Source organism: Herbiconiux sp. UC225_62 (assembly GCF_042694625.1).
Taxonomy (GTDB): domain Bacteria; phylum Actinomycetota; class Actinomycetes; order Actinomycetales; family Microbacteriaceae; genus Herbiconiux.
Genome location: NZ_CP170551.1, coordinates 3,890,956 through 3,914,959 on the forward strand (window position 1 = coordinate 3,890,956; position 24,004 = coordinate 3,914,959).

The window sequence follows — 24,004 nt, forward strand, 5'->3', positions numbered from 1 at the left end:
GTGCGCCGGAGCGGACTACTCGGCGATCGGCGCCGCGGGGCGGATCTCGAGCTTGTCCTCGTTGATCTCGTGCATCGCGACCGACAGCGGCTTGTCGTCGATCGTCGAGTCGACGAGCGGTCCGACGTTGTCGAACAGGCTGCCTTCGTGCAGGTCGGCGTAGTAGTCGTTGATCTGGCGGGCCCGCTTGGACGCGAAGATCACGAGGGCGTACTTCGAGTCGACCTTCGAGAGAAGTTCGTCGATGGGCGGGTCGATGATGCCGAGCTTGTTGGTGGCCATTGTGTGGTTACTCCTTGCCGTGAAGGTCGATCGCCTTCTGAATCTGCATCAATTCTACGACCTCCGCCGCGGCTGCCCGCACATCGCGGTTCACGACGCGGTGATCGAACTCGTCCTGGGCCGCCAATTCGACCCGTGCGGTGGTGAGCCGGCGCTCCTGCTCCTCGAGCGATTCGGTGCCTCGGCCGATGAGCCGACGCACAAGTTCCTCCCAGGTGGGCGGAAGCAGGAACACCAGCGTCGCCTCGGGCATGGCGGCCTTGACCTGGCGTGCGCCCTGGATGTCGATCTCGAGCAGAACGCTGCGCCCGGCCGAGAGGGCGGTGTCGATCGGCGTGCGGGGCGTGCCGTAGCGCGACTTGTTGTGCACCACGGCCCACTCCAGGAACTCGCCCGCCGCGATCATCCGGTCGAACTCGTCGTCGTCGATGAAGTAGTAGCTGACGCCGTCGACCTCGCCCGGCCGTGGGGCCCGCGTCGTGGCCGAGACCGAGAGCAGCACCTCGGGATAGTTCTCCCGGATGAACGTGGAGACGGTGCCCTTGCCCACGGCGGTGGGACCGGCGAGCACCACGAGCCGGCTCTGCTCCGGCTGCTCGACCCGCGGCGCCCGCTTCAGCAGGAACTCGCGCAGCCGCTGCTGCTGATGCACACCGAGTCCGGAGAGGCGCTTCGACGCGGCGATCTCGAGCCGCTCCATCACCCGGTCGACCCGCACCGGACCGAGGCCCGGGATGCTCAGCAGCAGGTCGCGCACCCGCATCGTGGCCTCGACGCTCTCGGTCGAGGACAGGGCGGTGTCGAGCACGGCCACGGCGCTCAGTCGCCGCTCGTTCACGGCCCGTTTCACGGACGCGCGTGCCCGGCGGGCGGCGACGGCGGCGCGGGAGGCGGCGACGCGGTCGACCTCCGGCGGCTTCACCGGGCCACCCCGGCGAGGTGGGCCACGTCGGCGTCGATCGCGTCGACCAGCCCGGATGCGCCGTGCTGCAGGATCGAGCGCGACACGGCCACGAGCACGTTCGGCGCGAGGGGTCCGAACACGCTGGTGAGCTGCGAGAACTCGGCTCCCTGGAAACCGAAGCCCGGCGCGAGCACCGGGGTCGTGGAAAGGGCGCGCACGGCCTCGTTCGTGAAGCCGTAGTCGTCGAGCCGCTTCGTGGCGCCGAGGACCAGGCCGAAGTCGCCGAGACGCGTGCGGTCGGTGTTGCGGGCGGCCACCTCGTCGGCGACCAGCCGCGAGACGGTGGCGCCGGCATCCGTTCGCGCCGTCTGCAGGAGGCGTGAATCGGGGTTCGAGGTGGCGCTCAGCACGAACACACCCTTACCGTTCGCCTCGGCCCGGTCGAACAGGCCGCCGAGGGCGCCGACTCCGGTGAAGGCGGTGACGGTGAGGGCGTCGACCTCGAGCGGGGCGCCCGGCTCGAGCCAGGCGCTGGCGTAGCCGTCGTTCGTGGAGCCGATGTCGCCGCGCTTCGCGTCGCCGATCACCAGGAGCCCGGCCGCGCGGGCGGCGGCCAGCACCTCTTCCAGGGCCGCGAAGCCCGCCGAGCCGTAGGCCTCGAAGAACGCGACCTGCGGCTTCACGACGCCGACGCGTCCGGCGGCCGCGGACACGACGGCGAGGCCGAAGCTCCGCGCCCCGTCGGCACTCGTGGGGAGTCCCCAAGCGTCGAGGAGGTACGGATGCGGGTCGATGCCCACGCAGAGGCGCCCGCTCGCCGCGATGGCGGCGTCGAGACGCTCCCCGAAGCTGGACTGTGCTGCGGTCATCCCCGAGCGCTCCGCGCGATCGCGTACTCCTGCAGCGAGGTCACCTCGAAGCCCTCGGAGAGCGCGTCGAAGGAGGCCACGGCCGCGCCCAGCTGGGCGATCGTCGTGAACAACGGCTTGTCGGCGGCCACCGCGGCGGCCCGGATCTCGTAGCCATCGGCCCGCGCCGACCGGCCCGAGGGCGTGTTGATGACGATATCGACCTTGTTCGCGTTGATCAGGTCGACGACGGTCTCGCCGCCTTCGCCATCGCGCCCCTCGGAGTACTTCGCCACCAGCCGGGCGTGGATGCCGTTGCGGTTCAGGACCTCCGCGGTGCCGCTCGTGGCGAGGATCTCGAAGCCCAGCTGCTGCAGGCGCAGCACCGGCAGCACGATGGCCCGCTTGTCGCGGTCGGACACGGAGACGAACACGGTGCCGGATGTGGGCATCCCGCCGTACGCGGCTTCCTGGCTCTTCGCGAAGGCCCGCGGGAAGTCGCGGTCGATGCCCATGACCTCACCGGTCGAGCGCATCTCCGGGCCGAGGACCGAGTCGACGATCAGGCCCTCCTTGGTGCGGAAGCGCTTGAACGGCAGCACGGCCTCCTTCACCGCCACCGGCGAGTCGAGCGGCACGATCGAGCCGTCCTGCACCGGCAGCATGCCCTCGGCCTTCAGCTCGTCGATGGTCGAGCCCACCATGATGCGCGACGCCGCCTTGGCGAGCGGGATGCCGAGCGCCTTCGACACGAAGGGCACGGTGCGCGACGCCCTCGGGTTCGCCTCGAGTACGTAGAGGATGCCGGCGCCGATGGCGAACTGCACGTTCAGCAGTCCCTTCACGCCGATCCCCTGCGCGATGGCGAGCGTGGCCTCGCGGACGTGGTTGATCTGGTCACGGCCGAGCGTCACGGGCGGCAGGGTGCAGCTGGAGTCGCCGGAGTGGATGCCGGCCTCCTCGAGGTGCTCCATGATGCCGCCGATGTAGAGCTGGTGGCCGTCGTAGAGGGCGTCGACGTCGATCTCGATCGCGTCGTCGAGGAAGCGGTCGACCAGCAGCGGGTTGGCCGTGCCCACCATGCCCTGGCCGGCGATCCGCTCGAAGTAGTCGGCGAGCGAGGGGGTGTCGTAGACGATCTCCATGCCGCGGCCGCCCAGCACGTAGGAGGGGCGCACGAGCACCGGGAAGCCGATCTCCTCGGCCACGGCGACCGCCGAGTCGTAGTCGGTGGCGGTGCCGTTCTTCGGCGCCAGGATGCCGGCGGCGTCGAGGATGCCGGAGAACAGCCCACGCTCCTCGGCGAGGTCGATCGCGTCCGGGGTGGTGCCGAGGATCGGCACGCCGGCCTCCTCGAGTCCCTTGGCGAGCCCGAGCGCCGTCTGTCCGCCGAGCTGCACGACGACACCGACGAGTTCGCCCGACTGCTGCTCGGCGTGGATGACCTCCAGCACGTCTTCGAGCGTCAGCGGCTCGAAGTAGAGGCGGTCGGAGGTGTCGTAGTCGGTCGAGACGGTCTCGGGGTTGCAGTTGATCATGATGGTCTCGAACCCGGCGTCCGAGAGCGCGAACGAGGCGTGCACGCAGGAGTAGTCGAACTCGACGCCCTGCCCGATGCGGTTCGGGCCGGAGCCCAGGATGACGACCTTGCGGCGCTCCGAGGGCTCGACCTCGGTCTCGAGGTCGTAGCTGGAGTAGTGGTAGGGCGTGAGCGCCGGGAACTCCCCCGCGCAGGTGTCGACCGTCTTGTACACCGGGCGGATGCCGAGGATGTGCCGCACCTCGCGCACCTCCTTCTCGCCGAAGCCGCGCAACGACGCGATCTGGGCATCCGAGAAGCCGTGCTCCTTGGCCAGCGTGAACATCGCGGTGTCGGCGTTCTCCGAGGCGTGGATGGCCTCCGCCACCTCGTTGATCAGCACGATCTGGTCGAGGAACCACGGGTCGATCTTGGTGGCTTCGAAGACCTCCTCGATGCTCGCCCCGGCCCGCAGCGCCTGCTGCACGGTCACGATGCGGCCATCGGTGGGCACCGCGGCGATCGCCAGCAGCTCCTCCTTCGAGGCGCTGAGCGGCTCCCAGTGGAACGAGGAGCCGCGCTTCTCGAGCGAGCGCAGCGCCTTCTGCAGCGCCTGCGAGAAGTTGCGGCCGATGGCCATCGCCTCGCCCACCGACTTCATGGTGGTGGTGAGGGTCGGGTCGGCGGCCGGGAACTTCTCGAAGGCGAACCGGGGCACCTTCACCACGACGTAGTCGAGCGTCGGCTCGAAGGAGGCCGGGGTCACCTTCGTGATGTCGTTCGGGATCTCGTCGAGCCGGTAGCCGATGGCGAGCTTCGCGGCGATCTTGGCGATCGGGAAGCCGGTGGCCTTCGACGCGAGCGCCGACGAGCGGGAGACGCGCGGGTTCATCTCGATCACGATGATGCGGCCGTTGGCCGGGTCGACGGCGAACTGGATGTTGCAGCCGCCCGTGTCGACGCCCACGGCACGGATGATGTCGATACCGATGTCGCGCAGCTTCTGGTACTCGCGGTCGGTCAGCGTGAGGGCGGGCGCCACGGTGATCGAGTCGCCGGTGTGCACGCCGACCGGGTCGACGTTCTCGATGGAGCAGACCACGACCGTGTTGTCGGCCGTGTCGCGCATGAGCTCGAGCTCGTACTCCTTCCAGCCGAGGATCGACTCCTCGAGGAGCACCTCGGTGGTGGGGCTCTGGTGGAGGCCGTCACCGACGATGCGGCGCAGCTCCTCCTCCGTGTAGGCGAAGCCCGAACCGAGGCCACCCATGGTGAACGAGGGGCGCACCACGAGAGGATAGCCGAGGTCTTCGGCGTAGCCGACGGCCTCCTCCACCGTGTGCGCGATGTAGGAGCGGGCCACCTCGGCGCCGGCGTCGATCACCAGCTGCTTGAAGATCTGGCGGTCCTCGCCCTTGTTGATGGCCTCGAAGTTCGCGCCGATCAGCTCCACGCCGTACTTCTCCAGGATGCCGTGCTCGTGCAGCTGGATGGCCGCGTTCAGCGCGGTCTGGCCGCCCAGGGTCGGCAAGATCGCATCCGGCTTCTCCTTCGCGATGATCGCCTCGATGACCTGCCAGGTGATCGGCTCGACGTAGGTGGCGTCGGCGAAGTCGGGGTCGGTCATGATGGTGGCCGGGTTGGAGTTCACGAGGATGACGCGCACGCCCTCCTCGCGGAGCACCCGGCAGGCCTGGGTGCCGGAGTAGTCGAACTCACAGGCCTGGCCGATCACGATCGGCCCGGAGCCGATGACGAGAACGCTCTGGATGTCGTCTCTCTTGGGCATTACTGGTGGTCTCCTTCGGAGGAAGCATCGAGTTCGGGCGCCGACTTCTTCGCGAGGATCATGTCGCGGAACCGGTCGAAGAGGTACATGGAGTCGTGCGGGCCGGCCGCCGCTTCCGGGTGGTACTGCACGGAGAACGCGTCGATGTCGAGGCAGCGGATGCCCTCCACCACGTCGTCGTTGAGGCTCACGTGGCTCACCTCCACCCGGCCGAAGCCGGCGGGCGAGTCGATCACGCCCTCGCGCGGGGCGTCGACCGCGAAGCCGTGGTTCTGGCTGGTGATCTCCACCCGGCCCGTGGTGCGGTCGAGTACCGGTTGGTTGATGCCGCGGTGTCCGAAGGGCAGCTTGTAGGTGCCGAAGCCGAGCGCCCGGCCGAGCAGCTGATTGCCGAAGCAGATGCCGAAGTAGGGCGTGCCGCCGCGCAGCACGTCCTGCAGCAGATCGACGTGGCTCTCCGAGGCCTCGGGGTCACCGGGGCCGTTGCTGTAGAAGAGCGCATCGGGCTCCAGTGCGCGCACCTCGTCGGCCGTGACCGACTCGGGAAGCACCTCCACGTCGAAGCCGCGCTCCGCGAGGTAGTTGAGCGTCGACGTCTTGACGCCGAGGTCGAGCACGGCCACGGAGCCGATCCGCTCTCCCTTCGCGGGCACCTGGTAGCGCTCGTGGGTCGAGACGACCTCTGAGAGCTTCCGCCCTGCCATCTCGGCGCCCGAGCGCACGGCGTTCAGCTGATCGGTCTGGCTGAGTTCGTAGTCGGCACCCGAGAAGATGCCGGCCCGCATCGCCCCGAAGGAGCGGATGTGCCGGGTCACCGCGCGGGTGTCGATGCCCGAGATGCCCACCACGCCGTCGGCGGTGAGGTCGTCGTCGAGGCTCCGCTGCGCGCGGAAGTTGGACACGATCCGGGAAGGATCGCGCACCACGTAGCCGGCCACCCAGATCTTCGACGACTCCTTGTCGGTGTCGTTCACCCCGGTGTTGCCGATGTGCGGCGCGGTCTGCATCACGATCTGCCCGGCGTAGCTCGGGTCGGTCAGGGTCTCCTGGTAGCCGGTCATGCCGGTGGCGAAGACGGCTTCGCCGAGGGTGCGGCCGCGGGCTCCGTAGGCTCGGCCTTCGTAGCGTCGACCGTCTTCCAGCACGAGCACGGCGGGTTCGGTTGAGATCACGACGACGGTCCTTCCTGTTGCGTGTGAATCGGGGTCTGTGAGGCCGGGATGATCGAGTTCGCGGCGGCGATGAGCCGGGCGGCGTCGCCCAGTTCGATGGCGCGCACGTAGCTCTCCACCTCGGCGGGGCCGATGTCGGCCCGGTAGGTCCAGTCGAAGCGCACCAGACCGCCGGTCTCGACCACCCGGTCGATGGCCCAGGTGGAGGTGCCGACCGAGCGCAGGTTCTCGCGCGCGATGAACGTCTCCGGCTCGCCGGGGATGGTGAGTGAAACGCCCTGCTCGAACACCGTCACGACGCCGCGGCCGCGGAAGGCGAGCCCCGGAATGGTGAGCCGATCGAGCGGTTCCCCCGCGGTCGTGGTGGCCACGTAGAGAACGGAAGCGCGGCCGAGTTCGGCGCCGCGGGCATCCGTCGCCGGTGCGTCGAGAGGGTTCTGGAACGCGGCCTGGCGCTTCTTGCGCGCCCGCCAGGCCCAGAACATGGCGGCGAGAAGCAGCAGCGCGAAAGCCGTGACGAGCACGGCGGGCAGGATCCTAGCCACGGGCGGGCACCCCCTCGCGGGCGAGGGCGCGGGCATTCTCCGCCGCCTCCTCGACCGGGGCGAGCACGCCGTCGCGGAGGGTCGGGAAGCCGTGGTGGAAGGTCCAGCGCACGCGCCCCGAGAGCGAGACGCCCTCGTACGGCGTGTTCTGGCTCTTGCCCGCCAGTCGGTCGAGCGTGAACGTGCTGCGGTCGGAGGGATCGACGAGGGTGACGTTCGCGGGGGCCCCCTCCTCGAAGAGGTGGCTGTGGCCGTTCAGCCGGCCGATCCGTGCCGGGGTGGTGGAGAGCACGCGGGCCACGCCGTCCCAGCCCAGGAGACCGGTGTCGACGAGCGCGGTCTGCACCACGGGCAGGGCTGACTCGAGCCCCACCATGCCGAAGGACGCGGCATCCCACTCGCTCTCCTTCGACTCCCGTGGGTGCGGCGCGTGGTCGGTGGCGACGATGTCGATGGTGCCGTCGGCGACGCCGGCGCGCAGGGCCTGGACGTCTTCGTCGCGGCGCAGCGGCGGGTTCACCTTGTAGCGCGCGTCGTAGCTGCGGATGAGGTCTTCAGTGAGCAGGAGGTGATGCGGCGTGGCCTCGGCGGTCACCGGGATGCCGCGTGCCTTCGCCCAGCGGATGACGTCGACCGATCCGGCCGTCGAGAGGTGGCAGACGTGCAGGCGGGCGCCGACGTGCTCCGCCAACAGAACGTCGCGGGCGATGATCGACTCCTCGGCCACGGCGGGCCAGCCCTTGAGGCCGAGCTCCGAGGAGAGGGCACCCTCGTTCATCTGCGCGTTCTCGGTGAGGCGCGGGTCTTGCGCGTGCTGGGCGATGACCCCGTCGAAGGTCTTCACGTACTCGAGGGCGCGGCGCATGAGCAGCGAGTCGTGGACGCATTTGCCGTCGTCGGAGAAGACCCGCACGGCGGCGCGGGACTGCGCCATGGCGCCGATCTCGCTCAGCCGTTCGCCGGCGAGGCCCACGGTCACGGCGCCGATGGGCCGTACGGTGGCGTAGCCGGCCGCGTCGCCGAGCGACTGCACCTGCTCCACGACGCCGGCAGTGTCGGAGACGGGCATCGTGTTGGCCATGGCGAACACGCTCGTGAAGCCGCCGGCCGCGGCGGCGCGGGTGCCGGTGAGCACCGTCTCGCTCTGCTCGAAACCGGGCTCGCGGAGGTGGGTGTGCAGGTCGACGAGCCCCGGGAGGGCGACCAGTCCGGAGGCGTCGACCGTGACGGCGCCCACCGGGGCCGTCGTGCCCGGCGCGGTCGAGCTGATCCGGCCGCGCTCGATCAGGATGTCGGCCGCCTGCCCGTTCGGAAGCGTCGCGCCCTTCAGCAGGTAGCTGGTCTCGCTCAACTCAAGGCCTCTCGTTCGCCGGACAGCAGCAGATAGAGCACAGCCATCCGGATGGACACCCCGTTCGCGACCTGTTCGAGAACCGTCGATTGCGCGGAGTCGGCCGCTCCGGCCGAGATCTCCAGACCGCGATTCATCGGTCCGGGGTGCATGACAATGCTATCCGGGCGCAGGCGCGCCAGGCGCTCGTCGTCGAGGCCCCACTGCCGCCCGTACTCGCGGGCGCTCGGGAAGTAGGCCGCGTTCATCCGCTCGCTCTGGATGCGCAGCATCATCACCACGTCGGGCTGCGTCAGCGCGAGCGTGGCGTCGAGATCGAAGCTGATGTCCACCGGCCAGGTGCCGGCTCCAACGGGCACCAGCGTCGCCGGAGCCACGAACGTCACGGTGGCGCCGAGGGTGCGCAGCAGCCAGAGGTTCGAACGGGCCACCCGGGAGTGGAGGATGTCGCCCACGATCACCACGCTCACGCCGTCGAGAGCCTTGCCGCGGGCGGCGTCGCCGTGCAGGCGGCGGCGCATGGTGAAGGCGTCGAGCAGGGCCTGGGTGGGATGCTCGTGCGTGCCGTCGCCCGCGTTCACCACACCCGCGTCGATCCAGTCGCTCTGCGCGAGCACCTGCGGGGCGCCCGAGGCGGAGTGGCGGATGACCACGCCGTCGGCGCCCATGGCGGCCAGGGTCTGCGCGGTGTCCTTCAGGCTCTCGCCCTTCGAGACGCTCGAGCCCTTCGCCGAGAAGTTGATGACGTCGGCCGAGAGCCGCTTGGCGGCGGCCTCGAAGGAGATGCGGGTGCGGGTGGAGTCCTCGAAGAAGAGGTTCACGACGGTCTTGCCGCGGAGGGTCGGCAGCTTCTTCACCTCGCGGGTGGAGACGTCGGCCATGTCCTCCGCGATGTCGAGGATCTGGATCGCCTCGTCGCGCGTCAGGTCTTTGGTGCTGAGGAGGTGTCTCATCCTTCGATCGTCACCTCCTCGGTTCCGTCGATCTCGGCGAGGCGAACGTTGATGCGCTCCTCGCGGGAGGTGGGCAGGTTCTTGCCCACGAAGTCGGCGCGGATCGGCAGCTCGCGGTGACCGCGGTCGACGAGGGTCGCGAGCCGCACCACGCGCGGGCGCCCCAGATCGTTCAAGGCGTCGAGGGCGGCACGGATGGTGCGGCCCGAGTAGAGCACGTCGTCGACGAGCACCACGGTCTTCCCGTCGATGCCCTGGCGCGGCACCTGCGTGGGGCTGGGCGTGCGGGTGGGATGCCGGGCGAGGTCGTCGCGGTACATAGTGATGTCGAGCGACCCCACGATGGAGGCCGGGTCGCTGCCCTGCTCGATGCCGCCGATGATCCGTCCGATCCGCTCGGCGAGGACCACGCCGCGCGTCGGGATGCCCAGGATCACCAGATCGTTCGCTCCCCGGTTGGACTCCAGGATCTCGTGCGAGATCCGAGTCAACGCCCGGGCTATGTCAGCCTGCTGCAGCACTGTGCGCGCCATGCGACCGACCTCCTTCCCCGCCTCTCGGACGGACTTAAAGGATGTCTGCGGTTACCGTCGTCCACCCTACCAGCGGCAACGGATCCCGCGGGCCATTGGGACAGTCTCTCTTGATGTTGGGCCCCCCGGCTCACCGCGCGTGAACGCGATGGCGGCGTCCAGCAATACCTGGTCCGCCGCTGCGTTCCCCGGGCTGCGCTCTCCGTCCCCACCCTCGTGAGTGGTGAAACGCCAAAACACGCCGCAACGACACCCTCAATTCCGACCACTTTTGGCGAATGAGTAATGAGAACAGTGGTGAAAGCCGCGGGCCGTGCCGGGACGACCCAGGCCGAGGCCGCGACGGCGACCTCAGCCGAACAGATCGCCTCGCGCCGCAGTAGCGGCGGCACGAGCAATAGACGATGCGCCAGCTGACGGCCGGCACATCGCCGAAAAGTGGAGGCGGGACCCTAGGCGCTCTCGGCGACCTTGCCGAGGACGCCGTTGATGAAGCTCGAGGAGTCCTCGGTGGAGAGGGTCTTCGCGGCCTCGACCGCCTCCGAGATGGCGACCGACGCCGGCACCTCGTCGTTGTAGAGGATCTCCCAGATCGCGATCCGCAGCAGAGCCCGGTCGATCGTCGGCATGCGGGCGATCGTCCAGCCCTGTGCGTAGGTCTGGATGGTCTCGTCGATCTCGGAGAAGTGATCGACGACCCCGTCGACGATCTCCCGAGCATAGAGCCACGAGTTCTGCCGGTCGGGCTCGCTCGCCGCGCGGGTCGCCTCGCTGGCGAGCGACTCGGCGATCGGGATCTGCCGCACGTCGGCGGCGTAGAGGATGTCGAGGGCGCGCTTCCGGGCCTTCGTGCGTGCGCTCAACGCCCGCGCCTAGTTGACGCGGCCGAGGTAGTCGCCCGTGCGGGTGTCGACCTTGACCTTGGTGCCGATCTCGAGGAACAGCGGAACCTGGATCTGGTAGCCGGTCTCGACGGTCGCGGGCTTGGTGCCGCCGGTCGAGCGGTCGCCCTGGAGGCCGGGCTCGGTGTAGGTGATCTCGAGGGTCACGGATGCCGGGAGCTCGACGTAGAGCGGCTCGCCTTCGCTGAGCGCGATCGTCGCGGTCTGCTGCTCGAGCAGGAAGTTCGCCGCATCGCCCACGATGGCGGCCGGCAGCGTGATCTGGTCGTAGTCGCTCGTGTCCATGAACACGAAGGAGTCGCCGTCCTTGTAGAGGTACTGGTAGTCGCGACGGTCGACGTTGGCCGTGTCGATCTTGGCGCCCGCGTTGAAGGTGCGGTCGACGACCTTGCCGGTCATCACGTTCTTGATCTTGGTGCGCACGAACGCCCCGCCCTTGCCGGGCTTGACGTGCTGGAACTCGATGACGTTCCAGAGCTGACCGTCGATGCTCAGCACGGTGCCGTTCTTGATGTCGTTCGTTGAAGCCATGAAAGAGGTGATCCGTTCGAAGTCTTGGGGTGCGACCGGCGTTTCGGTCCTGAAAGAGTGTAGCTCAGAGGTCGAGGATGCTTCGGAGAGCCAACCGGTAGCTCCCGAACCCGAACCCGGCGATGACCCCGGTGGCGACGGCGGAGATGACGCTCGTGTGCCGGAAGGTCTCCCGGGCGTGCGGGTTCGAGATGTGCACCTCCACCAGCGGCAGCTCCGCCTTCGTCACCAGGGCCGCGGCATCCCGAAGCGCGTAGGAGTAGTGGGTGAACGCCGCCGGGTTCAGGATGACGGGGGTCATCGTGTCAACCGCCTCGTACAGCCAGGAGATCAGCTCGGCCTCGTCGTTCGTCTGGCGCAGATCGATGTCGGCCCGCCCGGCGGCGTCGGCGACCAGCAGCGCTTCGAGCGCGACGAGGTCCTGCGAACCGTAGACATCCGGTTCGCGGCTGCCGAGGCGCCCCAGGTTCGGGCCGTTGAGAACGAGGACGGATGCCATGCGGTACTCCTTAGGACGCGATCTCTTGGTAGGCGGCGTACAGCAGCGCGGTCTCGGGGCCCTGCAGCACCGAGGGCCGTGCGATGTCGTCGAGCACGATGAACCGCAACATGCCGCCGCGCGACTTCTTGTCGCGCTGCATCGTGGCGAGCAGGGTCTGCCAGCGCCCCGCCGGGTAGGTGATCGGCAGGGTGAGGGAGGTGAGGATCTCGCGGTGCCGGTCGACGACCGCGTCCGGCAGCGAGCCGGTGAGCCGGGACAGTTCGGCGGCGTAGACCATTCCCACCGAAACGGCCGCGCCGTGCCGCCACTGGTAGCGCTCCGCGTGCTCGATCGCGTGCCCCAGGGTGTGACCGTAGTTCAGGATCTCCCGGAGACCGGACTCCTTGAAGTCGCTGCTCACCACGCGGGCCTTCACGCCGATCGAGAGCTCGATCAGGCGGCGGAACTCGTCGCTCGTGGGGTCGGTCGCGCGGTCGACATCCGCCTCGATGATGTCGAGGATCTCCGGCTCGGCGATGAACCCCGCCTTCACCACCTCGGCGAATCCGGCCAGGATCTCGTTGCGCGGCAGGCTGGTGAGGAGGTCGAGGTCGGTGACCACGATGCTCGGCGGGTAGAACGCGCCCACGAGGTTCTTGCCCTCGTTGGTGTTGATGCCGGTCTTGCCGCCGACCGAGGCGTCGACAGCGCCGAGCAGTGTGGTCGGAACCTGGACGAGCGTCACCCCGCGGAGCCAGGTCGCCGCCACGAAGCCGGCGAGGTCGGTGACGGCGCCGCCGCCGAACCCGATCACGGCGTCGGTGCGGGTGAAGTCGGCCTGGCCCATCACCTGCCAGCAGAAGGCGGCGACCTCCACGCGCTTGCCGGCCTCGGCATCCGGGACCTCGGCGAGCAGAACCTCGTAGCGGTCGAGCAGCTGCTCGCGCAATTCGGCCGCGAGCACGGCGAGAGTCGGTGGATGCACCACCAGCACCTTCTTGACGCCCGGACCGAGCCCGTCGCCGATCCGGTCGAGCACCCCGCGACCCACCACGATGTCGTAGCGGGTGTCCCCGGTGACCGGGATGGAGGTGGCTTCGGCGGTCATCGGGTGCTCTCCTCGGTGTGGCTGTCGGCGGGGACGCTGGCGACAGGGACGCTGGCGGCGGGGACGCTGGTGCGGGCGCGCGGTTCAGTGCGCGCCCAGTCGGCGATCTCCGCGGCGATCAGGTCGGTGGGCCGGTCCGTCGTGTCGACCCGGTGATCGGCCAGACGCTCGTAGAGGTCGCGCCGGCGCTCGTAGAGCGCGACCCAGGCGTCGAGGTCGGGTACGAGCGGTCGCTTGCCACTGCCGAGCCGCGCGAGCACGGCGTGCGGCTGCACCGTGAGCAGCACGACCGCATGGGCGGCGAGGTCGTGCTGGGTGTCGGGGTCGAGCACGGCTCCGCCGCCGAACGACACCACGGCATCGGTGCGGAGCGCCCGCACCACCTCGGCGCGCTCGAGCGTGCGGAAGTGGGGCTCGCCGTGAGTGGCGAAGATGTCGGGGATCGGGCCGTGCGCCTCGACGATCAGCTTGTCGGTGTCGACGAACGCCACCCCGAGCGTGCGGGCCACGCGCTTGCCGATGCGCGACTTGCCGGAGGCGGGCGGGCCGATCAGAACGAGGGTCACGGGCGTGCGATACCGGTTCGCAGGGCTTCGGGGATGGCCGCGAGGTACGACTCGAGGTTGCGCCGGGTCTCGCCTACCGAATCCCCGCCGAACTTCTCCAGCACCGCGTTCGCGAGCACCAGGGCCGTCATCGCCTCGGCCACCACGCCCGCGGCCGGAACGGCGCAGACGTCGGAGCGCTGGTGGTGCGCCGCTGCATCTTCCCCGGTGGCCACGTCGATGGTGTGCAGGGCGTGCGGAACGGTCGCGATCGGCTTCATGCCGGCGCGCACGCGCAGCACGGTGCCGGTCGACATGCCGCCCTCGGTGCCGCCCGCGCGGTCGGTCGCCCGCGTGATCTCGTCGCCCTCGCGGTAGAGCTCGTCGTGCGCGGCCGAACCGCGGCGCCGGGTGGTCTCGAAGCCGTCGCCTACCTCGACCCCCTTGATGGCCTGGATGCCCATGAGCGCCGCGGCGAGCTGGGAGTCGAGTCGGCGGTCCCAGTGCACGTGCGACCCGAGCCCGGGCGGCAGGCCGTAGGCGAGCACCTCCACCACGCCGCCGAGGGTGTCGCCCTCCTTGTGCGCGTCGTCGATCTCGGCCACCATGAGCGCGCTGGTCGCGGCATCCCAGCAACGCACCGGATCGGCGTCGAGGGCGTCGACATCGCCCGGCCGCGGCAGCGGGGACCCCTCGGGCACCCGCACCGGGCCGATGGCGAGCGTGTGGCTCACGAGCTGGATGCCGAGTTGCTCGAGAAAGGCCTTCGCGATGGCGCCGAGCGCCACGCGGGCAGCGGTCTCACGGGCACTGGCACGCTCGAGGATGGGCCGCGCCTCGTCGAAGTCGTACTTCTGCATGCCCACCAGATCGGCGTGACCGGGGCGCGGGCGCGTGAGCGGGGCGCTGCGGCCCGTGCCCTTCAGCTCCTCGTCGAGCGGGTCGACGCCCATGACCTCGGTCCACTTCGGCCACTCGGTGTTGCCGATGCGCACCGCGACGGGGCTGCCGAGGGTGCGGCCGTGCACGACACCTCCGGTCATCGCCAGCTCGTCCTGCTCGAACTTCATCCGGGCGCCCCGGCCGTAGCCGAGCTTGCGGCGCGCGAGATCCGCGCGGAGTCGATCGAGGGTAACCGGGATGCCGGACGGGAGTCCTTCGACGATCGCAATGAGTTCTTGACCGTGGGACTCGCCGGCTGTGAGCCAACGAAGCATGATTACGATCTTCCCACAGACGGCACCCGCGTTCGGCCGGAGCGGACGTCCGCCATCCGACTCGCGGAGCTGACGCTACGGGAGCAGTCGGCCCGCAGCGTCGAGGCCGACCGCGTCGAGCATCGCCGCGGTGATGCGCTCCTCGTCGTCGAGTTTCACCAGCGGGTCTCCGCGCAGGAAGATGCGGATCTGCGCCACAGCCTGGTGCACGAGCATCGAGAGCCCGGGCACGGCGAGGCGCCCCTGCGACTCCCAGAGGCCGCCGAGCTCGCTCGGCCAGGGGTGGTACGCCACGTCGAGCAGGCTCGACGACGACGGGATGGCGGTGTCGACGAAGTTCACCGACACGCCGACCCCGCCGGGCAGCGTGCTGATGGTGAGATCGGGCACGAGGGTGGCCAGGGCCGGATCGTGCAGGGCCGTGACCGTCGAGCTCACACCCGCGGCGCGCGCCGCCTCCACCACCTCGCCGGCCTTGGCCGGACTCCGCAGCACGATGTCGACGTGCTCGCTGCCGAGCTGGGCGGCGGCGACCACGGCCGAGCGGGCGGTCGCTCCCCCGCCGATCACGAGCGTGCGCGCGGTCCGGGTGACACCGGCCCGCACGAGGGCCTCGCGGATGCCGTAGACGTCGGTGTTGAAGCCGTCGAGTCGGCGCCGGCCGTCGTGATGACTGACGAGCACCGTGTTCACGGCCCCGGTGGCGACGCCGATCGTGTCGACCGAGTCGAGCGAGCCGAGGATGGTCTCCTTGAGCGGCATCGTGAGGGACAGCCCGCGCCATTCGGGGGTGAGCGCGTCGACGAAGCCCGGGAGGGCATCCGTCGTCACCTCGTAGGCGTCGTAGCTCCACCGCAGCCCGAGGGCCGCGTACGCCGTGCGGTGCAGCAGGGGCGACCGGCTGTGCGCGATCGGCGAACCGAGCACGCCGAGCTTCAGCGAACCCCGCAGCAGGTCGGGCTCGTCGTCGGGAACCGCGACGCTATTGGACATCGGGGTGATCCGCCCACCACTGCTGCAGCTGCTCGACCGCGGCGGCGTGCTCGTCGGCGGTCTCCGAGAACACCGTCTCGCCCGTGTCGAGGTTCACCGTCACGAAGTAGAGCCACGGGCCGTCGGCCGGATGCAGCGCGGCGTTGATCGCGTCGTCGCCCGGGTTCGAGATCGGCCCGATGGGCAGCCCGGGGTTCGCGTAGGTGTTGTAGAGGTTCGACGCGTCCTCGCGCTCGGCGGAGGTGGTCTCCACCCGGCTGTGGCCGGCGCCGTAGGCGACCGTCGCGTCGGACTCGAGGTTCATGCCCTGGTCGAGCCGGTTCGTGAACACCCGCGACACCTTGAACATGTCGTCGACGCTCCCGGCCTCCTTCTGGATGAGGGCGGCGAGGGTGACCACCCGGAAGCGGTCGTCGGGCGCCACTCCCGCGGCATCCAGCGACTGGAAGTTGCGCTGCACCATGGTGGTGATCATGTCGGCCGGCGTCTGGCCGGGCTCGAAGGTGTAGGTGGCCGGGAAGAGGAAGCCCTCGATGCTCGGCGCCTGTGCCGGCACGCCGAGCGCCACGTAGTTCGCGCCCGCGGCCTCGAAGTCGGCCAGCGGCATGCCGGTCACGTCGGCGAGTTCCTGATAGATGCCCTTCGCGCTGGATCCTTCGGGGATCGTGACCGTGTAGTCGACCTTGTTGTCGGGGTTCTGCAGGGCGTCGAGCGCGGCCTGCGCGCTCATCTTCTCGGCAAGCTTGAACGTTCCGGCCTGGAAGACCGGGGCCGGATCCTGTTTCAGCAGCAGGTCGTAGAAGGTCGCCGAGCTCTTCACGACGCCGGCCGCGGCGAGGTTGTCGCCGATGGTCTCGCCGATGTCGCCGTCGTTCACGACGAACATCACCTCGCCCGAACCCGTGCCCTCGTAGTCGTCGACCTGCTGGCCGGCGAAGAGAGTCGCCACCTGGGAGCCGAACTGGTTGTAGAGGAAGACGCCGGCGGCGGTGAGCAGCCCCAGGATCACCACGGCGACGATCAGTCCCCGGAGCCAGCGGCGCGGTTTGCGCTCGTGACCTCGGTCGTCGTACCCCCCTCGGCCGCCCCGGCCGCCACCCGAGCTCGACGCCCGGTGATGCGCGGGCTGCTCGGCCACCCGGCGCGCGTCGCGCCTCGTGGCGGGCTGCCCGCCGCGCGCGGAGGAGGGTCCGTCCTTGGTCTCCACGGGCGTCTCTGCACGGAAGAACTCGGCGAACGGATGATTCTCTGGTGGCTGGCGGTCAGTCACTACCTTTTCCTTGACTCGGGTCGATGAGGATGCCGGGCGGCTTTCCCGAGGAACGCTCACTGTCCAGAGCGTGTTGCACGAGTATAACCGCGGCCACCTGATCGATCACGGGGCGGGAACTGCGAGTGTTCCGGCCGTTGGCGTGCAGAGCCGCCTGCGCCGACACCGTGGTGAGGCGCTCGTCGATCATCCGCACGGGCGGATTCCCGGCCGCGGCGAGCCGCCCGGCGAAGTCCCGGGCGTCCTGTGTGGAGGCCGTCTCCCCGCCGCTCATCGAGAGCGGCAGGCCCACGACGATCTCCATCGCGTCGAGTTCGTCGACGATCGCACGGATGCGCCGCACGTCGGCATCGGCATCGCCGTCTTTCGCGCGGGGCACGGTCTCCACCGGAGTCGCGAGCATCCCGTGCGGGTCGGTGCGCGCCACTCCGATGCGCGCCTTCCCGACGTCGATGCCGATCCTGACTCCTGGACGCATCCGCTATCCGGCTACCGATTGCGTGATCGCGGTGAGCGCGGCGCCGATCGCGGAGACGTCGGTCCCTCCGCCCTGGGCGAGGTCGTCCTTGCCGCCTCCCCCTCCGCCGAGCACGCCCGCGGCGAGCTTGGCGAGTGCTCCGGCCTTCGCGCCGGCGCTCCGGGCGCCATCGGTCGTCGCGACGATGACCACGGGCTTCCCGGCGGCGACGGCCGCCAGAGCCACCACGGCAGAGGTGGTTCCGGATGCCGTGAGTGCGTCGCGCACGCCGGTCACGAGCTGCCGCACGTCGTCGGCCGAGCGGAGCTCGCCGAGGTCTTCGGCCACGAGCGTGACCGCACCGACCGGATGCGCGGTGCCGGCCAGCGCGGGGATCCGCGTCGACAACTGACCCGCCTCGAACGCGGCGATCTTCTTCTCGGCCGCCTTGAGGTTCGCGGTCAGGTCGGCGATCCGGCCGACCAGTTCATCGCGCGGAGTCTTGAGCGAGGAGGTGAGCTGCGACACGAGCGCGCGCTCGGTGGCGAACTCACGGAAGGCCTCGATACCCACGAGGGCCTCGACGCGGCGGTTGGTCGAGCCGATCGACGACTCGCCCTGGAGGTTGATCATGCCGATCTGGGCGCTGGACGCGACGTGCGTGCCGGCGCAGAGCTCGCGCGACCACGGACCGCCGATGTCCACCATCCGCACGACCTCGCCGTACTTCTCACCGAACAGCGCCATCGCGCCCATCGAGCGGGCCTCGTCGAGCGGCAGCTCGCGCGTCACCACCTCCAGGTCGTCGCGGATGGCGAGGTTGGCGATCTCCTCGATCTCGGTGCGGGTCTCGACCGACAGCGGCTGGTTCCAGGTGAAGTCGAGCCGCATGTACCCGGCCTTGTTGTACGAACCCGCCTGGTGGGCCTGCTCGCCGAGCGTCTCGCGGAGGGCGGCGTGGATGAGGTGCGTGGCCGAGTGCGCCTGCGTGGCACCGCGCCGCCACTGCGGGTCGACGACGCTGCGGGCGAGATCCCCCACCGCGACCTGACCGCTGGTGACCTCGGCGCGGTGGCTGATGAGACCCTTCACCGGCTTCTGCACGTCGAGCACGGTGAGCTCGAAGCCGTCACCCACGATGGTGCCGGCGTCGGCTTCCTGACCGCCCGACTCCGCGTAGAGGCTGGTCTCGGCGAGGATGACCTCCACCTGCTCCCCGGCCACCGCGGAGTTCACCGACACACCGTCGACGATGAGGCCGAGCACGGGGGCCTCGGCCTCCAGCTCGTCGTAGCCACGGAACACGGTCTCGCCCAGGGCGCGGAACGGGCTGTAGACCGTGAGGTCGGTGATGCCGAGCTTCTTGGCCTTGGCATCCGCCTTGGCCCGCTGCTTCTGCTCGGCCATGAGCGATTCGAATGCCACGCGGTCGACGGCGAGGCCGGACTCCTCGGCGATCTCCAGCGTGAGATCGATCGGGAAGCCGTAGGTGTCGTGCAGGAGGAACGCCGTGTCTCCGGGCAGCACGGAGGCGCCGCCCGCCTTCGTGCTCGAGACCGCGGTGTCGAGGATGGTCGTGCCGCCCGTGAGTGTGCGGAGGAACGACTCCTCCTCCGCGTACGCGCCGCGCGAGATGCGGTCGAAGTCGGCCGAGACCTCGGGGTACGCGGCCTTCATCGCGTCGCGCGAGGCGGTGAGCAGCTCGGGCATGGTGGCCGTGTCGACGCCGAGAAGGCGCATCGAGCGCACCGTGCGGCGCAGCAGGCGGCGCAGGATGTAGCCGCGACCTTCGTTCGACGGGGTCACGCCATCCGACATCAGCATGAGGGCGCTGCGCACGTGGTCGGCGACCACGCGCATCCGCACGTCGTCGTCGTGCACGGCGCCGTAGCGGCGGCCCGAGATCTCGGCGGCGCGGTCGAGCACCGGACGCACCTGGTCGATCTCGTAGAGGTTCTCGACGCCCTGCTTGAGGAAGGCGACGCGCTCGAGTCCCATGCCGGTGTCGATGTTCTTGCGGGGCAGTTCGCCCAGGATCTCGAACTCGGTCTTCGAGGTGCCCTCGCCGCGGAGGTACTGCATGAAGACGAGGTTCCAGATCTCGATGTACCGGTTCTCGTCGGCCACCGGGCCGCCCTCGGCGCCGTACGCCGGGCCGCGATCGAAGTAGATCTCCGAGCACGGGCCGGCCGGGCCGGGCTGGCCGGTGGACCAGTAGTTGTCTTCTTTTCCGCGACGCTGGATGCGCGCATCCGGGAGCCCGGCGACCCGCTTCCAGATGTCGATGGCCTCGTCATCGTCTTCGTAGACGGTGACCCAGAGGTCGCGCTCGGGGAAGCCGAGGCCGCCCTCGCTCTCGGGCGTCGTGAGCAGCTCCCAGGCGTACCCGATGGCGCCCTCTTTGAAGTAGTCGCCGAACGAGAAGTTGCCGTTCATCTGGAAGAACGTGCCGTGCCGGGTGGTCTTGCCCACCTCTTCGATGTCGAGGGTGCGGATGCACTTCTGCACGCTCGTGGCGCGCGGGTACGGTGCGGGCACCAGCCCCGAGAGATACGGGATGAACGGCACCATCCCGGCCACCGTGAACAACAGCGACGGGTCTTCGCTGACCAGGGAGGCGGACGGGACGACCGTGTGCCCCCGGTCTCCGAAGAATTCGAGCCAGCGGGAGCGGATGTCAGCGGTGAGCATGTATTCGGGATGTCCTCGGGTCGTGCCGCGAGGGCCGGCTCGGATGCGGCCGGCCGCGGCGTCAGGGGTGTTACTTGCCGGAGATGGCGGCGCGGAGTTCGGCCTCGCGCTCGCGGTATCCGTCGATCAGCGAGTCGCTGAACTCTTTCGTCTTCTTGTCGAACTCATTGAAGAACTGCTTGCCCCGGGCGGTCTGGTTGAACTGGTGCGCGACCAGGAATCCGATGCCCACTCCGGCGATCAACCACAGAAACTTCTTCATCGTCGTTCTCCTCGTTCGTGTCGGACGGCTGGAAAAGCCTCCGGCCAGTTTAGTGCTTGGACTTCGTGGGCTTCTTGGGTCGTCGAGCGGTGCCGTCAGCATCCTCGCCCTTCGCCGCGCGGAAGCTCAGCATCGCGGCGCGCACGGCGGCGCTGAAGCTCGCGAGCTTGATCAGCGGGCCGCCGACGGAGGCGGCGAACAGCGACACCAGCGACGAGACGTTCCCCGTCACCTCTTCGACGTTGCGCGTGATCACATCGACCCGGGCGAGCTGCTTGTTCGCCTCCTGGATGGTGACGGTCGACTCGGAGAGGATGGGGGTGATGCCGTCGCTGACGTCTTTGATCGAGTCGCGGGTCTGGTCGAACACTCCCCCGAGCTTCACGAGCGGGATGGCGATGATGGCCACCAGGACGGCGAACACGCCGGCGGCGATCAGTCCTGCGATGTCTCCACCGGTCATGGTCCAACCCCTCTTCGGATACGGCGCTCTCAGAAACGCGAAGGCGGGCCACCTGGGGTGACCCGCCTTCTAGTATGTCGTGCTGCGTGCTAGCGCGCTGCGTAGTACTCGACCACGAGCTGCACTTCACAGGTCACGGGGACCTCGGCGCGCTTCGGGCGGCGCACGAGGCGGGCCTGCAGCTTGTCGAGCTCGACCTCGAGGTAGCCCGGGGTCTTGGGCAGCACGTCGACGTGACCGCCGGCGGCCGCGACCTGGAAGGGCTCGGTGCCCTCGGACTTGGCCTTGACGTGGATGAGCTGACCCGGCTTCACGCGGAACGACGGGCGGTCGACCAGCTGGCCGTCGACCAGGATGTGACGGTGCACGACCATCTGACGGGCCTGAGCGGTGGTGCGGGCGAAGCCGGAGCGGAGGATCAGGGCGTCCAGACGCATCTCGAGGAGCTCGACCAGGTTCTCACCGGTCAGGCCCTTCGCCTTGCGGGCCTCTTCGAAGGCGATCTTCAGCTGCTTCTCGCGGATGCCGTACTGGGCGCGCAGACGCTGCTTCTCGCGCAGGCGGACGGCGTAGTCGCTGTCCTGCTTACGCTTGGTGCGGCCGTGCTCGCCCGGAGCGTAGGGACGCTTCTCGAGGTACTTCGCTGCCTTCGGGGTGAGCGGGATGCCCAGGGCCCGGGAGAGGCGGGTCTTGCTGCGCGTACGCGACTTGGTAGCCACTTACGTCCTTTCGTCGGAATTCTTACAAGATGGGATTGCGCACAGCAGTGCGCGTGACTCCACAGGAGTCCAAGTAAGAGGGTGTGTGCCGGGCGGTCCGGCTAAAGGACGCGATCCCGTTACCAGTGTCGATCGGCAGCCGCTCCGAAATGACGCTGATTAGGCATCGACAAGACTAGCACAGCGGATGTCGCCGATCCGCCTATTTCTGCGGCCCTCGCGTGATGTCCCGCAGCTTCGCGAGCCGGGCGGAGATCTCGCGCTCGTGCCCGTGATCGGTGGGCTCGTAGTAGGTCGTGCCGGCCAGCTCGTCGGGCAGGTACTGCTGGCGCACCACGCCCAGCTCGTCATCGTGCGGGTACTTGTAGCCCTTGCCGTGTCCGAGCCTCTTGGCCCCGGCGTAGTGGGCGTCGCGCAGGTGCTTGGGCACCCGACCGAAGTTGCCGGCCTTCACGTCGGCGATGGCCGCGTTGATGCCCATGTAAGCGGCGTTGGACTTCGGGGCGGTGGCGAGGTAGACCACGGCCTCGGCCAGCGGGATGCGACCCTCCGGCATCCCGATCATCTGGACGGCCTCGGCGGCCGCCACCGCGATCGGAAGCGCCTGCGGGTCGGCGATGCCGATGTCCTCCGACGCGAGGATGATGACGCGCCGGGCGATGAACCGCGGGTCTTCGCCCGCCTCGAACATGCGCGCGAGGTAGTGCAGGGAAGCGTCGACGTCGGAGCCGCGCACCGACTTGATGAAGGCGCTGATGACGTCGTAGTGCTCGTCGCCGTTGCGGTCGTAGCGGAGCAGCGCACGGTCGACGGACTGTTCGAGCACGGCGCCGGTGATGAGCGGCACCTCGTCGTCGTCGCCCTCGTCGTCGTCGGCGACCCCGGCGAGCACAGTGCCGGCTGAGGCTTCGAGGGCGGTGAGGGCGCGACGGGCGTCGCCCGACGACATCCGGATGATCGCAGCGCGGGCTTCGTCGTCGAGGGCGACCTTGCCCGCCAGGCCCCGCGGATCGGTGACCGCGCGGTCGATCAGCACACCGAGATCGTCGTCGGTCAGCTGCTCGAGCGTGAGCAGGAGAGAACGCGAGAGGAGGGGTGAGATGACCGAGAACGACGGATTCTCGGTCGTGGCCGCCACGAGGATGACCCAGCCGTTCTCGACACCGGGGAGCAGCGCATCCTGCTGCGCCTTGGTGAAGCGGTGGATCTCGTCGAGGAAGAGCACCGTCGACAGTCCGTAGAGATCGCGGTTGCGGAACGCGTCATCCATCACCTGACGCACGTCTTTGACGCCCGCCGTAACCGCCGAGAGCTCGACGAACTTACGACCCGAGGAGTGGGCGATGGCCTGCGCCAGCGTGGTCTTGCCGGTGCCCGGCGGGCCCCAGAGGATGACCGAGACCGAACCCGAGGTGCCGCCGGTGTCGGAGGCGAGATTGACGAGCGGCGAGCCCGGGCGCAGAAGGTGCTTCTGACCGGCCACTTCGTCGAGGGTTCGCGGACGCATCCGCACCGCAAGCGGGACTGCTCCGGAGTGGAGTCCCGGTTGCTGATAAGCCATACGTCTAGGGTACTGTGATGGGCCGACAGCGCCCGGCGATCGAAGACCGATGGAGGACCCGTGGCACCCAGCAATCAGGAGCGCGCCGCTCGAGAAGCCCGCACCCGCTTGCGCGATTACCAGGCCCGGCAGACGGCCCACACGGAGCGCACCAAGCGCCGGGTGCGCGACAACATCATCGCCGCGGTCGTCGTGGTCGTGGTGATCGCCGGCGTCACCGCCGCCCAGCTTTTCTACTTCAACGGCGGCCCGGGTTCGCCCGTCGCCTCCCCCAGTGCATCGGCGACGCCGCCGGCCGACGACGCGGCAGCCGAGGGTCAGAACACCGGCGACGTGCCGTCCTCCACTCTCGCCGAGGGCCGCGACTGGACGGGCACCCTCACCATCAACGACGTTCCGCTCGGCATCACCCTCGACGGCGCCGCCGCACCGCAGGCCGTCTCGGCCTTCATCTCGCAGGCCTCGGACGGATTCTTCACCGGCACCTCCTGCCACCGCCTCACCACGAGCGGCATCTTCGTGCTGCAGTGCGGCGACCCGGAGGGCACGGGCACCGGTGGCCCGGGCTACAGCTACGGCCCGGTGGAGAACGCCCCGGCCGACGACGTCTACCCGGCGGGCACCCTCGCGATGGCGCGCCAGAGCGGCAACGGCTACAGCATGGGCAGCCAGTTCTTCATCGTCTACGACGACAGCACCATCCCCTCGGATGCCGCGGGCGGCTACACCGTGCTCGGACAGGTCACCAGCGGGCTCGACGCCCTGAAGTCGAGCGTGGTCGCGGCCGGCACGGCCGACGGTTCCGGCGACGGCAAGCCCGCCGCTCCCGCCGTCATCACCAATGTCACAGTTCAATAACCCACCGCGCCCGGTGCAATAGGCTTGTGGCCGTACTCCAGACATCGTCG

General features: G+C 69.4%; 24 protein-coding genes. 1 reads left to right on the forward strand and 23 read right to left on the reverse strand.

Features of this window, described 5'->3' with window-relative positions; genetic code table 11:
• Nucleotides 1-15: 15 nt before the first annotated feature.
• The 23 genes from rpoZ to ACFJGU_RS19105 form a co-directional block, all read right to left on the reverse strand.
• Nucleotides 16-282, reverse strand: coding sequence for a DNA-directed RNA polymerase subunit omega (gene rpoZ, locus ACFJGU_RS18995; RefSeq protein ID WP_382305657.1), 267 nt, complete (start codon nucleotides 280-282; stop codon nucleotides 16-18).
• Nucleotides 283-289: 7 nt separating this feature from the next.
• Nucleotides 290-1,204, reverse strand: coding sequence for a guanylate kinase (gmk, locus tag ACFJGU_RS19000; protein WP_382305659.1), 915 nt, complete (start codon nucleotides 1,202-1,204; stop codon nucleotides 290-292).
• Complete coding sequence (pyrF, locus tag ACFJGU_RS19005; protein ID WP_382305660.1) at nucleotides 1,201-2,055, reverse strand: orotidine-5'-phosphate decarboxylase; 855 nt, start codon at nucleotides 2,053-2,055, stop codon at nucleotides 1,201-1,203. Before pyrF ends, gmk begins: the two co-directional genes overlap by 4 nt.
• Nucleotides 2,052-5,342, reverse strand: coding sequence for a carbamoyl-phosphate synthase large subunit (carB, locus tag ACFJGU_RS19010; protein ID WP_382305662.1), 3,291 nt, complete (start codon nucleotides 5,340-5,342; stop codon nucleotides 2,052-2,054). Before carB ends, pyrF begins: the two co-directional genes overlap by 4 nt.
• Complete coding sequence (gene carA / locus ACFJGU_RS19015; RefSeq protein WP_382305664.1) at nucleotides 5,342-6,514, reverse strand: glutamine-hydrolyzing carbamoyl-phosphate synthase small subunit; 1,173 nt, start codon at nucleotides 6,512-6,514, stop codon at nucleotides 5,342-5,344. Before carA ends, carB begins: the two co-directional genes overlap by 1 nt.
• Nucleotides 6,511-7,059 (reverse strand): hypothetical protein, encoded by a 549-nt coding sequence (locus ACFJGU_RS19020; protein ID WP_382305666.1) that lies wholly within the window; start codon nucleotides 7,057-7,059, stop codon nucleotides 6,511-6,513. The genes carA and ACFJGU_RS19020 overlap by 4 nt, the downstream gene beginning before the upstream one ends.
• Nucleotides 7,052-8,410, reverse strand: coding sequence for a dihydroorotase (locus tag ACFJGU_RS19025; RefSeq protein ID WP_382305668.1), 1,359 nt, complete (start codon nucleotides 8,408-8,410; stop codon nucleotides 7,052-7,054). The genes ACFJGU_RS19020 and ACFJGU_RS19025 overlap by 8 nt, the downstream gene beginning before the upstream one ends.
• The gene (locus ACFJGU_RS19030) at nucleotides 8,407-9,363 is read right to left on the reverse strand and encodes an aspartate carbamoyltransferase catalytic subunit (RefSeq protein ID WP_382305670.1); all 957 of its coding nucleotides are present in this window, start codon (nucleotides 9,361-9,363) and stop codon (nucleotides 8,407-8,409) included. The genes ACFJGU_RS19025 and ACFJGU_RS19030 overlap by 4 nt, the downstream gene beginning before the upstream one ends.
• Nucleotides 9,360-9,896, reverse strand: a complete 537-nt coding sequence (pyrR, locus tag ACFJGU_RS19035) for a bifunctional pyr operon transcriptional regulator/uracil phosphoribosyltransferase PyrR (protein ID WP_382305671.1) — start codon at nucleotides 9,894-9,896, stop codon at nucleotides 9,360-9,362. The genes ACFJGU_RS19030 and pyrR overlap by 4 nt, the downstream gene beginning before the upstream one ends.
• Nucleotides 9,897-10,348: 452 nt before the next feature.
• Nucleotides 10,349-10,759, reverse strand: a complete 411-nt coding sequence (gene nusB, locus ACFJGU_RS19040) for a transcription antitermination factor NusB (protein ID WP_382305673.1) — start codon at nucleotides 10,757-10,759, stop codon at nucleotides 10,349-10,351.
• A gap of 9 nt (nucleotides 10,760-10,768) precedes the next feature.
• Nucleotides 10,769-11,329 (reverse strand): elongation factor P, encoded by a 561-nt coding sequence (efp, locus tag ACFJGU_RS19045; RefSeq protein WP_382305675.1) that lies wholly within the window; start codon nucleotides 11,327-11,329, stop codon nucleotides 10,769-10,771.
• Between the two features lie 64 nt (nucleotides 11,330-11,393).
• Nucleotides 11,394-11,828, reverse strand: a complete 435-nt coding sequence (locus ACFJGU_RS19050; RefSeq protein ID WP_382305677.1) for a type II 3-dehydroquinate dehydratase — start codon at nucleotides 11,826-11,828, stop codon at nucleotides 11,394-11,396.
• Nucleotides 11,829-11,838: 10 nt separating this feature from the next.
• A complete protein-coding gene (gene aroB, locus ACFJGU_RS19055) occupies nucleotides 11,839-12,918 on the reverse strand; it encodes a 3-dehydroquinate synthase (RefSeq protein WP_382305679.1) in 1,080 nt (359 codons plus the stop codon).
• Nucleotides 12,915-13,484 carry a shikimate kinase gene (locus ACFJGU_RS19060; RefSeq protein ID WP_382305680.1) on the reverse strand — a complete coding sequence of 190 codons (570 nt, stop codon included), beginning with the start codon at nucleotides 13,482-13,484 and terminating at the stop codon, nucleotides 12,915-12,917. The genes aroB and ACFJGU_RS19060 overlap by 4 nt, the downstream gene beginning before the upstream one ends.
• Nucleotides 13,481-14,680 carry a chorismate synthase gene (gene aroC, locus ACFJGU_RS19065; protein WP_382305682.1) on the reverse strand — a complete coding sequence of 400 codons (1,200 nt, stop codon included), beginning with the start codon at nucleotides 14,678-14,680 and terminating at the stop codon, nucleotides 13,481-13,483. Before aroC ends, ACFJGU_RS19060 begins: the two co-directional genes overlap by 4 nt.
• A gap of 75 nt (nucleotides 14,681-14,755) precedes the next feature.
• A complete protein-coding gene (locus tag ACFJGU_RS19070; protein WP_382305684.1) occupies nucleotides 14,756-15,673 on the reverse strand; it encodes a shikimate dehydrogenase family protein in 918 nt (305 codons plus the stop codon).
• The gene (gene mltG, locus ACFJGU_RS19075) at nucleotides 15,663-16,943 is read right to left on the reverse strand and encodes an endolytic transglycosylase MltG (protein WP_382305686.1); all 1,281 of its coding nucleotides are present in this window, start codon (nucleotides 16,941-16,943) and stop codon (nucleotides 15,663-15,665) included. Before mltG ends, ACFJGU_RS19070 begins: the two co-directional genes overlap by 11 nt.
• Nucleotides 16,936-17,421 (reverse strand): Holliday junction resolvase RuvX, encoded by a 486-nt coding sequence (gene ruvX, locus ACFJGU_RS19080; RefSeq protein ID WP_382305687.1) that lies wholly within the window; start codon nucleotides 17,419-17,421, stop codon nucleotides 16,936-16,938. The genes mltG and ruvX overlap by 8 nt, the downstream gene beginning before the upstream one ends.
• 3 nt (nucleotides 17,422-17,424) lie before the next feature.
• Complete coding sequence (gene alaS / locus ACFJGU_RS19085; protein ID WP_382305688.1) at nucleotides 17,425-20,091, reverse strand: alanine--tRNA ligase; 2,667 nt, start codon at nucleotides 20,089-20,091, stop codon at nucleotides 17,425-17,427.
• A gap of 70 nt (nucleotides 20,092-20,161) precedes the next feature.
• Nucleotides 20,162-20,353 carry a hypothetical protein gene (locus tag ACFJGU_RS19090; RefSeq protein WP_092552793.1) on the reverse strand — a complete coding sequence of 64 codons (192 nt, stop codon included), beginning with the start codon at nucleotides 20,351-20,353 and terminating at the stop codon, nucleotides 20,162-20,164.
• A 49-nt stretch (nucleotides 20,354-20,402) separates the two neighbouring features.
• The gene (locus ACFJGU_RS19095) at nucleotides 20,403-20,816 is read right to left on the reverse strand and encodes a DUF948 domain-containing protein (RefSeq protein ID WP_382305689.1); all 414 of its coding nucleotides are present in this window, start codon (nucleotides 20,814-20,816) and stop codon (nucleotides 20,403-20,405) included.
• Nucleotides 20,817-20,905: 89 nt separating this feature from the next.
• Nucleotides 20,906-21,535: a 30S ribosomal protein S4 gene (gene rpsD, locus ACFJGU_RS19100; RefSeq protein ID WP_382305691.1), complete on the reverse strand. Its 630-nt coding sequence runs from the start codon at nucleotides 21,533-21,535 to the stop codon at nucleotides 20,906-20,908.
• 202 nt (nucleotides 21,536-21,737) lie between these two features.
• Nucleotides 21,738-23,096 carry a replication-associated recombination protein A gene (locus tag ACFJGU_RS19105; protein WP_382305693.1) on the reverse strand — a complete coding sequence of 453 codons (1,359 nt, stop codon included), beginning with the start codon at nucleotides 23,094-23,096 and terminating at the stop codon, nucleotides 21,738-21,740.
• A 60-nt stretch (nucleotides 23,097-23,156) separates the two neighbouring features.
• Between ACFJGU_RS19105 and ACFJGU_RS19110 the strand changes: the two genes are divergently transcribed.
• Nucleotides 23,157-23,954 (forward strand): peptidylprolyl isomerase, encoded by a 798-nt coding sequence (locus ACFJGU_RS19110; protein WP_382305695.1) that lies wholly within the window; start codon nucleotides 23,157-23,159, stop codon nucleotides 23,952-23,954.
• Nucleotides 23,955-24,004: the final 50 nt, after the last annotated feature.